Genomic DNA, 15,631 nt, shown 5'->3' with positions numbered 1-15,631 from the left:
GACTTAAAACTATATTTAGGCATTCAATTACTAGTTTTAGCGCTTTCTTAAAGTTTGCTAATCATCTCTTTTAAAGCACTTTGCCAATTCCTAATTTCAACATTTAATGTTTCCTTAACCTTTTTAGTTTCCAGAACACTGTATTTGGGACGTATTGCTCTGCTTGCAAATTGCTTAGATGTTGTTTTATGTAAGCGTATATCTTGATTTTGTAACTTAAAGATTTCTGCTGCAAAATTATACCACGTGGTTGCTCCATGGTTTGAAAAATGATACAGTCCATACCTTGTTGAAGATGATGCTATAAACTTAAGCAGAATATGCGCTAAATCTATTGCATAGGTCGGTGATCCGTATTGATCTGCCACAATGCTTAATTCTTTTTTTTCTTGCCCTAATCTCACCATTGTTTTCACAAAATTATTTCCAAATTCTGAGAATAACCAAGACGTCCTAATTATAACATATTTACTTAATGCTTGTTGAATAACTTGTTCGCCGTTTAATTTTGACGCTCCATAATAATTTAAAGGGTGCGTATTATCTCCCTCTAGGTATGGTGCATTTTTTTTTCCATCAAACACGAAATCTGTCGACACATGAAATAGTGTACAGGAATAACGCTTACAGGCAATAGTAAGGTTCTCCACACCTTTAACATTAATCTCAAAGGCTTTTTCTTTGTGATCTTCGGCCAGATCAACTGCAGTGTAAGCTGCGCAATTTATGATATATTCAAATTGTGAATTTGACATATACTGCAATACTTGATTTCTGTTTGTAATATCTAAACTGGAACTGTCTGCAAATACAAAGTTATATAAGGGATAGTTATTAGATATTGCTTTAATACAGGTTCCTAATTGACCATTAGCTCCTGTTACTAAAATTGTATTTGCTTTGGAAGACTTCATTAAAAATAAATTGCGCTTTTGAAACCAGGCAAGTGTTTATCTTTATCATTAACTATAATTTCACCATCCTTTAGTTGCCAATCTATATTTAAAGTTTCGTCATTATATTTAATCCCTGTTTCACTCTCTTTATTATAATATTCATCACATTTATAAAAAAAACGTGCTGTTTTACTTAATACAGAAAAGCCATGAGCGAAGCCTTTTGGCACAAATAATTGTTTTTTATTTTCTGAAGATAAAATCATAGAGAACTGCTTGCCAAAGCTTGGCGAGTTTTTTCTTAAGTCTATAGCCACATCTAAAACTTCGCCTTCCAAAACAGTCACTAATTTAGCTTGCGAATGTATTCCTTGTTGATAATGCAACCCTCTAATTACTCCAAATTTTGATTCAGATACATTATCCTGAACAAACTTTACATTCAATTTAGTTTCGGCTTGAAATATCTGCTCATTAAATTGCTCATAAAAATAACCTCGTTCATCATGAAATACTCTCGGCTCGATACTGTAACAGTCTTTAAGTGGCGTTTTATTAATTATCATACACTAAAATTATCCGTATTGTTCTTTATAATAGTTTTGGTAATTACCTGACGTTACATTTTTAAGCCATTTTTCATTATCTAAATACCAATCTATTGTTTTGGCTAAGCCTTGCTCAAATGTTACACTTGGCTCCCAACCTAATTCTTCGTTGATTTTCGAAGCATCAATGGCATATCTTAAATCGTGACCTGGTCTATCTTTCACAAAAGTGATAAGCTTTTCTGAAGTTCCTTTATCACGCCCTAATTTTTCATCCATCTGTTGGCATAGTAATCTTACAAGGTCAATATTTTTCCATTCGTTAAAACCTCCAATATTATACGTCTCATGGTTCTTACCTTTATGGAATACCAAATCAATTGCAACTGCATGATCTTCAACAAACAACCAATCTCTTGTATAATTACCATCGCCATAAACAGGCAAAGGCTTTTCCTGAATAATATTATTGATAAATAATGGGATTAACTTTTCTGGAAAATGATACGACCCATAATTATTTGAGCAATTTGAAATGACATAAGGCAAGCCATAGGTCTCTCCGTATGCTCTTACAAAATGATCTGAACTAGCTTTTGATGCTGAATATGGTGAGTTAGGATCATAGGCTGTGTCTTCTGTAAATAATCCAGTATCTCCTAATGCACCATACACCTCATCTGTACTTACATGATAAAAACATTTTCCTTCAAAATCATCTTTCCAGATTGTTTTAGCAGCGTTCAAGAGCGTCATTGTCCCTATAACATTGGTTTTCACAAATGCTAATGGGTCTGTTATAGATCGGTCTACGTGTGACTCTGCAGCAAGATGTATAACACCATCAAATTGATGTTTCTCAAATAGCGAATTAATAAAAGGCTCATCTGTTATATCACCTTTCACAAAGGTATAATTAGAGGACTCTTCTATATCTTTGATGTTTTCGAGGTTGCCCGCGTAGGTTAAGGCATCAAGATTATAAATGTGGTAGTTAGGGTAATTTTTAACAAACCTCCTAACAACGTGAGACCCTATAAAGCCTGCGCCTCCTGTAATTAAAATTTGTTTTTTACTCAAAATACTATTGTTTAGATGTTACAATAAAATTAGGATTATAAAGATTCTCTTTATTATACTCTAATTCATTTGTTGAATTTACTTGCATTACTTTGATATTTACAGCGTTGCAAACAGCATGTCCTGCAGCAGTATCCCATTCCATGGTTGGTGCAAATCTAGGATAAAGATGTGCGTTTCCCTCGGCGATTTGACAAAATTTAAGAGAACTCCCAATAGATTTTAATTCGATAGGTTGCCCTGTCTTTTGCAAGTTGTCTATATATTTTTTTGTTTCATTGCTTGCATGCGACCTACTTACCAACACCTTTAACGATTTATGGCCTCTCTTCGGTGACAATTCCCTTACATCTTTTAATAATCTATTAGAAAATTGATGGTTTGTTAACTGTAATCTAAATGCAAGATTTTGACTTACATCACCAACGTATAATAGTTGTTTAACTGGCCAATATATGACACCGAAGGTAGGCACGCCTCTATTTACTAAAGCAATGTTTACCGTAAATTCTCCATTTCTATTTACAAATTCTTTTGTACCGTCTAAAGGATCAACAATCCAGCACTTTGTCCAATGTTTTCTAATCTCAAATGAAATATCTTCGTTCTCTTCTGAAATAATTGGTATTTCAGTTTGCTTTAAAAGTTTATTAATACAATCATTAGCTTTATTATCAGCCTCTGTAATTGGGGAATTATCAGACTTTTTAGAAACTTCAAACTCCTGCTGATACACTTTCATAATTTCCTTACCAGCCAAAACAGAAGCTTTAACTGCCACTACAAAATTTGCTTCAAGATTACTATTCATTTTACAAAGTTCTTAAATTTTAATGTATATGAGTCTTTAATTCTTCCTGTTGTGCCTCAGCTTAAAAAAATAACTACTTTAGCTTTTGAAAAGTATATATTTTTATGATTCTATCTGCAATTGACTGGGCATTAATCATCGGCTTCTTTATAATTAGTTTAACCATTGGTATTGCCGTTGCTAGGCAAAGTGGAAAAGATGCCAAGAGTTTCTTTCTATCTGGGCGTAATATGCCTTGGTGGCTATTAGGGGTATCTATGGTAGCTACAACCTTTGCTGCAGACACACCAAACTTTGTAGCTGGAGTTATTAGGCAAGATGGAGTTTATGGTAACTGGATATGGTGGAGTTTCCTATTAACAGGTATGCTCACCGTTTTCTTTTATGCACGATTGTGGCGCCGAAGTGGTATAACAACAGATCTCGAGTTTTACGAACTTAGATACTCGGGAAAGTCTGCTGCTTTTTTACGTGGGTTTAGAGCTATTTATCTCGGTGTATTTTTCAATATTGTTATTATGGCCAATGTTTGTCTTGCTGCCATAAAAATAGGTCATGTCATGTTTGGCTTTTCTGAAAGCGAAACGTTAATTGTCGCATCTATCATCACAGTATTATATTCCATGCTAGGCGGATTGCGAGGTGTATTACTTACCGATTTCATACAATTTATTATTGCTATGGTAGGTAGTATTTGGGCTACTGTTTATATCGTTAATATGCCAGAAATTGGTGGCTTAGATGCTTTATTATCTCATCCTGTTGTTTCTACCAAGACATCCCTGTTCCCAGATTTCACGAATCTCGACATTGTTATTCCACTACTAATTATACCACTTGCTGTACAATGGTGGAGTGTTTGGTATCCAGGTGCAGAACCAGGTGGCGGTGGTTATATTGCCCAACGTATGCTTGCCGCAAAAGATGAAAAGCATGCTACTGGTGCAACGTTATTTTTTAATATTGCGCATTATGCCCTTAGACCTTGGCCTTGGATTATAATTGGATTAGCATCTTTAATTGTTTTTCCCAATCTAGAAAGTTTACAGGCGGCATTTCCAAATCTTAGCAGCTCTTATGTAAAAGACGATTTATCTTATCCTGCGATGCTTACGTATTTACCTGCAGGATTATTAGGATTGGTCATTACTTCTTTAATAGCTGCTTTTATGAGTACAATTTCTACGCATTTAAATTGGGGAAGTTCTTACGTTGTTAATGATTTTTATGCACGCTTTGTAAAACCAAAAGCATCTGGGAAAGAACAAGTGCTTGTAGGACGTATTTCTACAGTAATTATGATGGTGTTAGCAGGCTTCCTTGCTTTAATTTTAGAAGAAGCAAGAGACGCCTTTAACCTCTTATTACAGATAGGTGCCGGCACAGGTTTACTTTTTATTATGAGATGGTTTTGGTATCGTATTAATCCATTTAGTGAAATAACCGCTATGGCAGTTTCATTTCTTATAGCTGTATTCTTTTTTATTAATGGAAAATTAGAAACCCCAATTGTTGAACTTGCCTCGCATTGGCAACTTGTTTTTGGAGTAGTTGTAACTACTATTGCGTGGGTTGCAGTTTCTTTACTAACCAAACCTAGTAACGCAAANACTATAGCACATTATGAAGACACTGTATTTAAAGGCGACTCAAAATTTCATAACTTCGGTTATAAGATCGTTGCTTTTTTTGCNAGTATAATTGGCGTTTATAACCTTTTGTTTACNACAGGNTTCTTTATNTATGGTGATTTNATTTACGCCTGCATAAGTTTAGCAGTTGTTATTCTTTGCGGTTGGATCATATGGACTTTCTGGAAAAAAGTGGTTTAATTACCACCATCGCCTCCAGGAAACTTAATATAATCTGGCGCTAAGGTTTCAGGTTGCTTTTCTGTCTGTATGTCTGCATCTATCCTAACCTGTCTATTTGTTATTTTATCAATCAATTCTTTAAATGTATTNAAATCGACATTATAAGATAAGCCTGCACCTTGNGTGTACCCTAATTCTTCACCAATGTATTGAATATTATTTTCTCTATTAAAGATGCTTGCTCTTAAGGTCCCTTCTTCATTTAACAGAAATTCTATTTCCACATCACCTACCACCACACTTTCACTAACACCNCCAATTGGNACCCCAACCTGACCATTTATTAATACTCTATTAGAAATTTGTGTTGTNATNGTAAGTCCAAACCTGTCTGCAGTTTCTTGGTCTGGTGTACGATCTCCAGTGGTGTAATTTAAGCCTACTTGAAATTTACCATTTTCATCTGAAAAAGCATCATTCACCAAACTAGAAGCACGCTCTGCCAGTGTTCCTGATACAATATTATTACCTAATGCAAATTCACTATAAAAAGTTCCTTGCGTTACTANAGACAAGGCTTGCANNTCTCTACTTGCTCTATCATCTATTAAATAATCTAACTCTGATCTTACAACTGAGCTAACGTTTGGATAATTAATATCAAAACTAATGTCTGGNTGAACAATTTCTCCATTAAGCGAAATAACCACCTCAACCGGAATCTTTCTGTTTATAGAAGGATTTTCGAGAATTATTGAAGGGTTTGCCTGTACTTTATACACTGCTTGCACATCTAACTGAGCTCTANTAGGNCTACCATCCCAGTTTATACTTCCTCCTGAAACCACCTCGAATTGCTTTTGTACNAATCCGCCATATTTAAAATTATAAACNCCTTCATAGGCAACAAAATCTCCCCACATATTAAACTTACCATTGGTGTCTATTTCAATGAGTAGTGTTCCTGCACCTTTTCCTTTTAATGTGCTACCACTAACTTGGTCTACAACAATTTCAACTTCAGCATCTTTATCTATATCTAAATCAAAGTTTATAGAGAGTCCTTTTACCTCTTCAAAAATAACTTCTTCTCCTGCTAAGCGTGCTTCTTTTTCTTCTGGACTTAAAAAGTGAATAAATGAGTTGTCTCCTATACTTTCTGTATCACTTAATGGTATTTTAAATATTGTACCAGGTTCTGTTTCTGCAATAACATCTATCACCAACTCATCTGTTGGCCCTACGATGGTAGCTTCACCATCTATAAATGCTGTACCATAGTATAATGCATCTTCCTGATAATCTGTATTTAAGACCAACAANTGGTTACCTCGTATACCCAANTCTAAATACCANTCACTAAAACTTTTATGAGAGATAATACCATTTAATTGTCCTTGAGTTTTATACTCAGTATCTTCAATTTTTACTTGATTAAATTTAAATTGCTGTTTGGTAAGCGTAATTATTGCTTTCTCTTTAAAATCGAAATCTGTATTTAGATATGGCACAAGCAAGCCACCTTTATCTAATATAATTTTACCGTCTATATCTGGATTTTTATAATTACCCGTAACTTTTGCCCTTCCATCTGCTATACCTCTTAAATCACTAATAACAATACCTCCTAATGGGCTGAATACAGAGATGTCTAGCTGTTTCATCTCTACATCCATATTTATGGTAGGTTCTTCTCCTACAACATCTATAGTTCCCACTGCAGAAAAGGAATCGAAACCATCATCCCGCAACAAGGCATTTATAGCATATTGNGANAAATCTTCGTTACCATCAATATCTATGGATAAATCGCCTAGCTTTCCTTTATTAATAGAAAGTGCATCAATTGTTAATTCTGATTTTGGATAATACGCGCCATCTTCTTCTTTAAAGTTTAAGGTACCATTTACATTTCCGGCTAGTGCTAAGCTGTCTATATCTGGTGTGATTTTACCTAGATCTACATCTTTAAACGCAATATTGAAATCTTTATAGGTACTNTCTCGCATTTGTCCTGCAAGCCTTATTTCTTCACTTTGATGACTTAATACTAAAGANTCTATTTTGAGNTCTTTAAAGTTATTCTCAAAGATTATTTTATTCGATTTATTTTCTTGGGCATTTAAATACCAAACNTTCTCTTTAAACTTAACATCAGATTTTTGAATACCCANAACAGAGTTTCCATTTTCATTTATGGTATGGTATAANTTTAGGTTAAATGCATCATCATTAGATTTACCGCCAACAATTTCGGAGCGTATAAATAACGTGTCCTTTAAGGTTACATTAATTAAATTGAATTCTGATACATTGTAATAGTCTGTGCTTATGCTATCTGCTTCGACATAGGTATTAAATAACGGGTTTTTATTATCTACTTGAATGTTTACTTTTTCTACTCGGTTACCAAATGCTTCAATTAAAGGAGACCTNAAGGTGAGCTTAAATTCACTTTCATCACTCTCNACTCNACCACGAATAAAGGTTTCTGGNCCAAAATTTATTTCAGGATAAAANACCTCAACAATTTTGTTGTAAATATCAAAATCGAATTCNAAGAATTGATTAGTCGTTATGGTATTTGGCTTATAGTTGGTATACAAACTACCTACCGCATTTTCAAACAAAGCTGGCACCTCTTCAACAGCAAAAACTCCTACCACTTTTCCGTTTATAACATCTGGAGAGTTNATNTCTATTGTTCTTACACCATTATCAAAACTGGATTGAATNCTTAAATCTTCGAATGCATAAATATCATTCTGATTTTCGTAGGTAGCATTAGATAGTGAGATGGTTCCAAAGGCGTCGTTAATGGTTGTACCCTTCATCCTCATAAAGACATCACCCTGAAAATTGGAAATACTGTCTCTGCGTACAAAGTTTAGTGCATTAAGNTCTGCATTTCTTACAGAAGCTTCAAAATCATAAATATTTATATCTTTTGAAACATCTGCCAAACCATTAAACTCCATTTGAAGATTAGGATCATCAATAAGTAAGTTTCCATTAAAAACAGGGTTTCTTAACGTTCCTAAAACCTTTATATTTTTATAGGTGTAATTATTAAACTTTAGCTTTGTAATGGTTCCCTTTACATTGGTATTTAAACTTTCTGTAGTAAAGCCTTTACCATCTACATCTAGATTAAATGTGGTTGTTCCTAAATTAGTGGTCTTTGCCAAACGCCCTACATTAAAATCTTTAAAGTTTAAGTTTCCTTTATAAGTGGCATTTTCAGAATCGTTAAGCCTGGCAAGGTCAATATCAACTTTAGCTGTTCCTAGTTGAGAAAATAAATCTGCTTTAGTTGTTACTGTTGTTGGTGTTACTCTTGCCGTACCTGTTAGCCTTACGTTTCCTAGTTCTTTTANACTCTCTGGTAAATTAGGTNTTAGAATATTTGGCAATAGAGANACAAGGTCATAGTAATTTGTTGAAAGGTTGCTTAACGTACCATTAATAATTAAATCTTCAGGATTGGTTACAGCATCTCTTATTCTTATATCACCGTAAATCTCNCTACGGTTCATTCCTTGTAACTCAAGATTTGTAAGCTCGAAGTCATTTAGGGTTCCTTGCATATTGGAAGCCATTACAAACTGAACGTTATTTCCAAACTCATTATAAAATGGCTTTAGATCGTTTGTATTTATGACGCTTTCCTCCAAGGTGAAATCCCATTTAACTTTATTTACAAAGTCTGAAAGATCTTCAATAGTATAGTTAAAATAAAGTGTGCCTTTTATATCTGAGTCTTCTGTAACAATTCTCAGTTCTTCAAAACCCATTTGGGTCGGAGAATATGTAAAGTCTCCATTAAGGTTTTTAATAGTTAAGCCTCGTTCTTCTAGAAAGTCCAATGTGTTAATACTAACACTTACGTTCTTATTATTTACAACAAGATTATCTGCATTTATATCNACATCATTTAAAAATAAGGCTCTAGGATCTGAAATATTTTCATCCTCAAAGCTGTATTTACTGTTTGTTACATCTATATGGCTTACAGAAAGGTAAAAATCTGAACTTGGTTTAGGTTGTTCTGGTTCAAATTTTTGAAGAAACACTGCAAAATTATCTAACTCTTCACCCTTATAACGTTTCATTCTAAAGGTTAAACTATCTATTGATGAATTTCCTAACGTAGAATGATTGTCNAAAAGNCCCGATAAGCTTAGAATCGATGTTTTTAATTCATTCACATAAATTAAAGTATCTTGATGATGATCCTCGACAAACGCTTTTTCTAATTTAACATCACCAAAATATGTAATGCTTACTTTATCTATTTGTATATTGGTGTTATACGTATCATTAATACTGTTTGCCAGCTTTTTAGCCACAGTAGTTTGTACCCAAGGAATGGAAAATAAAACCACCAAAATGATAAAAAGCAGCAAGATGGCTACTATGGTTTTCTTTAGTATGTTCCAAAACTTTTTAATAGGCGAGCTTATATTGTAACTTTGCTCAAAATTATACAATTTTTATGCCCTAATTCTTTAATGAGTTCACAAAAAATATACATTCTTGGCATTGAGTCGTCTTGTGACGATACTGCAGCAGCTGTGATTTGCAACGGAGAGATTTTAAGCAACGTTGTAGCCACACAGCAAATACATATTAAATATGGTGGTGTTGTACCAGAACTTGCTTCTAGAGCACACCAACAACATATTGTTCCTGTTGTTCATCAAGCTTTAGAACAAGCAGGAATAACAAAAGAAGATTTGCACGGTATTGCGTTTACCAAAGGTCCTGGTTTAATGGGGTCACTTTTGGTAGGTGTCTCATTCGCAAAGTCTTTAGCAATGGGATTAAATATTCCGCTATTAGATGTTAACCATATGCAAGGTCATATTTTAGCGCATTTTATAGAAGAAGATGGCTATACCTTACCAACATTTCCTTTTTTGGCCATGACCATAAGTGGAGGTCATACTCAAATTGTAAAGGTTAATGATTATTTTGATATGGATGTTATAGGCCAAACACTTGATGATGCTGTAGGCGAAGCTTTTGATAAAAGTGGAAAACTTCTTGGTTTAAAATATCCTGCAGGTCCAGAAATAGACAAACTTGCAAAACAGGGCAATCCTAAAGCATTCCCTTTTTCGAAACCCAAAGTTGGTGGATTAGACTTTAGCTTTAGTGGCCTAAAAACTGCCATTCTCTATTTTATACAAAAGAAGGTAAAAGAAAACCCAAATTTTATTGAAGAGAACCTAGCAGATATTTGTGCCTCTATACAATTTACCATCATTAGCATATTAATGGCTAAGCTTAAAAAAGCTGTTAAAGACACTGGTATTACACAAGTTGCAATTGGTGGTGGTGTTTCTGCAAATTCTGGCATTAGAGATGCCCTAAAGCAAGCAGAACATACGTTAGGTTGGACAACGTATGTTCCGAAGTTTGAATATACCACAGATAATGCCGGAATGATAGCCATTACTGGATATCATAAATATTTAAAACAAGATTTTGCAGACATTACAGTGGTTGCAAAAGCGAGATTAGCCATATAATGCAGCTATTTTATCAAGAACATATAGATAACAAAAGCATAAACGTTCATTTTGAAAGAGATGAAAGTAAACACATTGTAAAAGTTCTGCGCAAAAAAGCTGGAGATACTCTACATGTAACCAATGGCAAAGGATGGTTGTTTACTGTAGAAATCATTAGTGATAACCATAATAAATGTGTTGGTGTAATTACAGAGAAAAAATATCAGGAACCACAACAACTGTATTTACACGTTTTAATAGCGCCTACTAAAATGAACGATCGTATGGAATGGTTCTTAGAGAAAGCTACCGAAATAGGCATTTCAGAAATAACGCCAATTCTTTGTGACCATAGCGAACGAAAGACTATTAAGACTGATAGATTTGAGCGTGTCTTACAAAGTGCAATGAAGCAATCTTTACAGTTTCACCTACCAAAATTAAATGCACTTACTCCATTTTCAGAAGTCATTGGCCAGAATTTTGAAGGCCAAAAGTTTGTAGCACACTGCGAAGACGATAAGAAACGATTGCCAATGCAAAATGAAATTACTTCAAACCGTCTTACAATTCTTATAGGTCCAGAAGGCGATTTTTCTTTAGAAGAAATACAGCAAGCGTTAGATTATAATTGGTTGCCCGTAACTTTAGGAAACACAAGGTTACGCACAGAGACTGCAGGAATTGTTGCAACAACCATAGCCAACCTAAAGTTTACCGATTAAAGCTCGTATTGTGAAGCTGCATTAACACGCAGGTCTTTATCTTGAGAAAAAGCAATTAACATCACCTCATCTTCTTCAGTAACAATTTCAGGGATCTTTAAGGCTACTGAAGCATTTTTAGAATTAGAGATTACTTCTCTTGCCACCACGATATTTGTGTTTAATAGCGTTCTATCACGGTTTTCTCCTCTTGGTATTTTAGTTTCACGTTCTTTAATTACTAACACAACCGTTAATAATTCTGCTAGAGCCTCAGTTTCTAATGACAAATTAATACTGCCATTTACGCTTTCAACAGATTTAAATGTGATGGCATTTGAAACATAATTACTTTCCTCATTAAGTTTTCTATTTAATTTTAAAGCATCACTTCCTGTAAAATGTGAACTACCATTAACAACCAATTGAGGCGTGTAAATTGAAGAAGACTTAAACTTGCTTCCATAGGCACGTTGGTAGTTAGAGTAAACTTTAGAACTAAACGGATCTTTCCAACCTATATAATTCCAATAATCTACGTGATAAGACAACCCTATTACATTCTTATGATTTGCTAAAGTTTTATCTAATAACCTATCTGCTGAAGGACAGCTCGAACAGCCCTGAGATGTAAATAGCTCCAATAATATAACTTGGTCTGTACGCGTGTTGGACGTCGGATTTTCTTCTGAAACTTCTGTAGTTGTAAACTGAAATGCGAGAACAATACCTATTGCCAAAAGTATTGTGAACAATATCTTTTTCATAACTAATTTCTTTGTTACTTTTAGACGATGAAATGCCTAAAACTTACACTTATTGCCCTACTCACACTTGGGTTTTGTAATGCACAAGACATTGCTACCCTAAAATATGGTGGCGGTGGAGATTGGTACGGAAACCCAACAGGATTGCCTAATCTCATTGCGTTTTGCAATGCACAGATAAACACATCTATCTCCGAAAAACCCAATGTGGTAGATACTGGCAGTATTGATATTTTTCAATACCCTTTCCTTCATATGACAGGACATGGTAATGTTTACTTTTCTGAAGAAGATGCAGACAACTTAAGAAACTATCTTATAAGTGGAGGCTTCCTGCATATAGACGATAATTACGGTATGAACGAGTTTATACGTAAAGAGTTGGTAAAGGTATTTCCAAATAAGGAGTTGCAAGAGTTACCAGCAAATCATCCTATTTTTTCAATAGCATATCCATTTCCTAATGGCTTGCCAAAAATTCACGAACATGATGGCTTAAGGCCGCAAGCGTTTGGAATATATCACGAAGACAGATTGGTACTTTTATTTACGTTTGAAAGTGACCTTGGCGATGGTTGGGAAAATCCTGAAATACATAACGACCCAGAGTCTGTTAGGCTTAAAGCATTACAAATGGGCGCCAATATTATTAAATACGCTTTTGAACATTGAGCCAACTTACACATCACCAAACCGAATTTCCGAACACACAATTTCCTATTGTTCTTGTTTTAGATCAACTTACAAGTCCTGCAAATCTTGGAAGTATTTTTAGGCTAGCAGATGCTTTTGGAATAACCAAAATTGTACAATATCGCTGTGATATTGACATGAATAGTTCCCGCTTTAAACGAACCGCTAGAACTACCAATACAACTGTGCCTTCTGAACGTATTGATGACATTAGTAGCTATATAACCTCTCTAAAATCTGATGGATATACAACAATAGCTCTAGAAATAACAGACTCCAGCAAACCTATCGATGCTATACCATTATCATCAGAAAGCAAACTTATTTTAATTATAGGTTCTGAACGTAAAGGTGTTTCTGAGCAACTTCTTAAGCATTGTGATTTTGCTACACATATAACCATGTTTGGTAAAAACAGTAGTATGAATGTTGCGCAGGCAACTGGTATTGCATTATTTCAAATTACCAAAACCTTAACACCAAAGCTTTAATTTTAAAATATCTTTGTACGCAATGACTTACAAAACTATTTCTTACGGGATATTAAAGGCCTTAGGTATTATTCTTGGTATCTTAATACTACTTTTCTTTTTGTGGGAAATACAATCGGTTATTATTTATATAGGTATTGCCGCTGTCCTTTCATTAATAGGAAGACCAGCAGTCTTATTTATGAGGCACAAATTAAAATTGCCAAACCTTGTGGCAGTTATCATTGTACTCGTCATATTCCTCAGCATATTTATTGGTCTTATCTTGTTATTTGTTCCCATAATTGTGGAGCAGAGCCAAAATCTTAGCCAAATAGACATAGATGCGTTTAGAACAGATTTAAATGACTTAAACCGACAAATTAATGAGTTCTTAGGGGTAAATCAAATAAACATTGTTGAAGGCTTTAAACAGTCTGATTTTGTCAAGAATTTTGAAATCACATCTGTCCCTAAGTTTTTAAATAATGTCTTTGGTAGTTTAGGCTCAGGATTAATTGGGTTGTTCTCAATTATTTTTATTTCCTTCTTCTTATTAAAGGACAGCAAACTACTATTAAACAGTGTTTTGGCATTTTCTAACAGAGGAGATGAAGATCGTTTTAAACGCGTGTTTCATACTATTAAGATATTACTTTCTAGATACTTTGTAGGATTAACGTTTCAAATAACGATATTGTTTCTATTATATGCCATTATACTTATGTCCTTTGGTATAGATAACGCTATTGCAATTGCATTTATCTGTGCTTTCCTTAATTTAATCCCGTATTTAGGACCAACTATTGCTGGAGTTTTAATGATGATGTTTGTTATCTCAAGCAATTTAGGATCTAATTTTTCAGCTATAATTCTACCTAAATTAATTAAAGTTGGGTCGTTGTATATTGCGTGTCAAATACTAGATAACTTTATATTTCAGCCATTAATTTTTGGTAAGAGTGTACGCTCACATCCTCTTGAAATATTCTTAGTTATACTTATAGCAGGTTTGGTGTTTGGAGTACTAGGAATGGTAGTAGCTGTACCAGCTTATACAGCCTTAAAAGTAATTGCAAAAGAATCTTTGGGTGAGTATAAAATTGTTAGAAACCTTACCAGAAACCTTTAGTATTGTCTTATATAAATTTAGCCTTATTAAATGCTGAAGTTGTTAATTATTTAAAAGACAACGCCTCTTTATCTGCAGCAAATATTGTTTTAAAGGGTAGNCCATTTAAAAACATAACGGCTCAAGAACTGGCACAGCAGCATACAGGTTTATTAAAAAGCAAAGACAAGCTTCCTTTATGGTATAATACAGAAGGCATTTTATTTCCTCCAAAAGTTAACATAGAGCAAACCTCGTCTTCTAAAACGGCACGTTATAAAGCATCTTTAATTTCCGGAAAAACCATNATTGATATTACTGGAGGTTTGGGAATAGATGATTATTATTTCTCGAAAGTTTTTGATACTGTAACACATTGTGAACTCAATGAAAGCCTAAGTGCATTAGCCGCTCATAACAGTAACGTTTTAGGAGCTCATAATATAACATNTAAAGTAGGTGATGGCATAAGTATTCTTAAACANGAATCAACTAAATTTGATTGGATTTACAGTGACCCTTCTAGGCGTGACGATACTGGNGGTAAAGTATTTAAACTAAGTGATTGCGAACCAAACATCCCTAAACATNTAGATGTATTACTNGAAAAAGGGAAGCGTATTCTTTTAAAAACCTCACCACTTTTAGATATAACTGCAGGATTAAGAGAGCTTAAGTTTGTCTCAGAAATACATATTGTAGCTNTTAACAATGATGTAAAAGAGTTACTCTGGATTATAGATCAAGAACACAGCTCACCTACAGAGATTATAACAGTAAATTTTAAAGCTGATTATAAAGAAGAATTTAAGGCCAAGCTAACCTATGAGTCATTAGCGCGAGTTAATTACAGTAAAGCCTTGAGCTATCTTTATGAACCAAATTCTGCACTTATGAAATCTGGGTTATTTAACACCATAAGTGAACAATACGCCCTTTTTAAACTTCATCAAAANAGCCACTTATACACNTCTNAACGATTGATAGNTTTCTCNGGAAGGCGATTTAAAATTCTTGAAACTCTTCCNTTTCACAANAAATCATTGAAGCGAGTTTTTAAAAACACAAAAGCTAATATTACAACGCGTAATTTTCCGCTTACAGTATCGCAGCTAAAATCTGCGCTTCAAATTAAAGATGGTGGNACAACCTATTTATTTTTCACAACGCAAAACCAATCTGATAAAGTAGTCTTGGTCTGNGAAAAAATTTAAGTGAATT

13 protein-coding genes are annotated in these 15,631 nt (G+C 34.1%); 7 read left to right on the top strand and 6 right to left on the bottom strand.

All coding sequences use genetic code 11. The annotated features are described in order from the left end of the window. Positions 1–47 precede the first annotated feature (47 nt). From rfbD to cysQ, 4 genes are read right to left on the bottom strand one after another with little or no spacing between them, the layout of a single operon-like run. Positions 48–914 carry a dTDP-4-dehydrorhamnose reductase gene (rfbD, locus tag CL818_RS02135; protein ID WP_272974064.1) on the bottom strand — a complete coding sequence of 289 codons (867 nt, stop codon included), beginning with the start codon at positions 912–914 and terminating at the stop codon, positions 48–50. Further along, positions 914–1,462: a dTDP-4-dehydrorhamnose 3,5-epimerase gene (gene rfbC / locus CL818_RS02130; RefSeq protein ID WP_272974065.1), complete on the bottom strand. Its 549-nt coding sequence runs from the start codon at positions 1,460–1,462 to the stop codon at positions 914–916. Before rfbC ends, rfbD begins: the two co-directional genes overlap by 1 nt. 9 nt (positions 1,463–1,471) lie before the next feature. Then, entirely contained in the window at positions 1,472–2,524 is a 1,053-nt protein-coding gene (rfbB, locus tag CL818_RS02125; RefSeq protein WP_272974066.1) for a dTDP-glucose 4,6-dehydratase, read from the bottom strand. 4 nt (positions 2,525–2,528) lie between these two features. After that, the gene (gene cysQ, locus CL818_RS02120) at positions 2,529–3,335 is read right to left on the bottom strand and encodes a 3'(2'),5'-bisphosphate nucleotidase CysQ (RefSeq protein WP_272974067.1); all 807 of its coding nucleotides are present in this window, start codon (positions 3,333–3,335) and stop codon (positions 2,529–2,531) included. Positions 3,336–3,439: 104 nt separating this feature from the next. Here cysQ and CL818_RS02115 point away from each other — a divergent pair, with 104 nt between their 5' ends. After that, the gene (locus CL818_RS02115) at positions 3,440–5,167 is read left to right on the top strand and encodes a sodium:solute symporter family protein (RefSeq protein ID WP_286971337.1); all 1,728 of its coding nucleotides are present in this window, start codon (positions 3,440–3,442) and stop codon (positions 5,165–5,167) included. On the opposite strand, the gene CL818_RS13560 is transcribed toward CL818_RS02115, so the two are convergent. Beyond that, a complete protein-coding gene (locus CL818_RS13560) occupies positions 5,164–6,813 on the bottom strand; it encodes a translocation/assembly module TamB domain-containing protein (RefSeq protein WP_502692200.1) in 1,650 nt (549 codons plus the stop codon). The two genes, CL818_RS02115 and CL818_RS13560, sit on opposite strands and share 4 nt — an antisense overlap. Before the next feature lie 2,847 nt (positions 6,814–9,660). Between CL818_RS13560 and tsaD the strand changes: the two genes are divergently transcribed. Both tsaD and CL818_RS02100 read left to right on the top strand, forming a co-directional pair. Continuing rightward, a complete protein-coding gene (gene tsaD / locus CL818_RS02105) occupies positions 9,661–10,683 on the top strand; it encodes a tRNA (adenosine(37)-N6)-threonylcarbamoyltransferase complex transferase subunit TsaD (RefSeq protein ID WP_272974070.1) in 1,023 nt (340 codons plus the stop codon). After that, positions 10,683–11,390, top strand: a complete 708-nt coding sequence (locus CL818_RS02100) for a 16S rRNA (uracil(1498)-N(3))-methyltransferase (RefSeq protein WP_272974071.1) — start codon at positions 10,683–10,685, stop codon at positions 11,388–11,390. The genes tsaD and CL818_RS02100 overlap by 1 nt, the downstream gene beginning before the upstream one ends. Here the strand turns inward: CL818_RS02100 and CL818_RS02095 are convergent. After that, positions 11,387–12,136, bottom strand: a complete 750-nt coding sequence (locus CL818_RS02095; RefSeq protein ID WP_013188369.1) for a DUF1223 domain-containing protein — start codon at positions 12,134–12,136, stop codon at positions 11,387–11,389. The two genes, CL818_RS02100 and CL818_RS02095, sit on opposite strands and share 4 nt — an antisense overlap. A gap of 27 nt (positions 12,137–12,163) precedes the next feature. Between CL818_RS02095 and CL818_RS02090 the strand changes: the two genes are divergently transcribed. Genes CL818_RS02090 through CL818_RS02075 form a run of 4 tightly spaced genes read left to right on the top strand, consistent with a single transcriptional unit; the run spans position 12,164 to position 15,624 of the window. Then, positions 12,164–12,808: a DUF4159 domain-containing protein gene (locus CL818_RS02090; protein ID WP_272974073.1), complete on the top strand. Its 645-nt coding sequence runs from the start codon at positions 12,164–12,166 to the stop codon at positions 12,806–12,808. Beyond that, positions 12,805–13,320, top strand: a complete 516-nt coding sequence (locus tag CL818_RS02085; protein WP_272974074.1) for a TrmH family RNA methyltransferase — start codon at positions 12,805–12,807, stop codon at positions 13,318–13,320. Before CL818_RS02090 ends, CL818_RS02085 begins: the two co-directional genes overlap by 4 nt. 22 nt (positions 13,321–13,342) lie before the next feature. After that, positions 13,343–14,431, top strand: a complete 1,089-nt coding sequence (locus tag CL818_RS02080; RefSeq protein WP_013188372.1) for an AI-2E family transporter — start codon at positions 13,343–13,345, stop codon at positions 14,429–14,431. 2 nt (positions 14,432–14,433) lie between these two features. Next, on the top strand, positions 14,434–15,624 hold the full coding sequence (locus tag CL818_RS02075) for a class I SAM-dependent methyltransferase (RefSeq protein ID WP_286971333.1): 1,191 nt from the start codon (positions 14,434–14,436) through the stop codon (positions 15,622–15,624). Positions 15,625–15,631 lie beyond the last annotated feature (7 nt).

Source organism: Croceibacter sp. (genome assembly GCF_002716225.1).
Classification (GTDB): Bacteria; Bacteroidota; Bacteroidia; order Flavobacteriales; family Flavobacteriaceae; genus Croceibacter; species Croceibacter atlanticus.
The sequence above is the reverse complement of the archived record's forward strand: the minus strand, read 5'-3'. Positions and strand labels throughout refer to the sequence as shown.

Coding starts and splice junctions, on each gene's coding strand:
- tsaD (WP_272974070.1), top strand. CDS start 9,661: ATGAGTTCACAAAAAATATACATTCTTGGCATTGAGTCGTCTTGTGAC.
- CL818_RS02100 (WP_272974071.1), top strand. CDS start 10,683: ATGCAGCTATTTTATCAAGAACATATAGATAACAAAAGCATAAACGTT.
- cysQ (WP_272974067.1), bottom strand. CDS start 3,335: ATGAATAGTAATCTTGAAGCAAATTTTGTAGTGGCAGTTAAAGCTTCT.
- CL818_RS02090 (WP_272974073.1), top strand. CDS start 12,164: ATGAAATGCCTAAAACTTACACTTATTGCCCTACTCACACTTGGGTTT.
- CL818_RS02095 (WP_013188369.1), bottom strand. CDS start 12,136: ATGAAAAAGATATTGTTCACAATACTTTTGGCAATAGGTATTGTTCTC.
- rfbC (WP_272974065.1), bottom strand. CDS start 1,462: ATGATAATTAATAAAACGCCACTTAAAGACTGTTACAGTATCGAGCCG.
- rfbD (WP_272974064.1), bottom strand. CDS start 914: ATGAAGTCTTCCAAAGCAAATACAATTTTAGTAACAGGAGCTAATGGT.
- CL818_RS02080 (WP_013188372.1), top strand. CDS start 13,343: ATGACTTACAAAACTATTTCTTACGGGATATTAAAGGCCTTAGGTATT.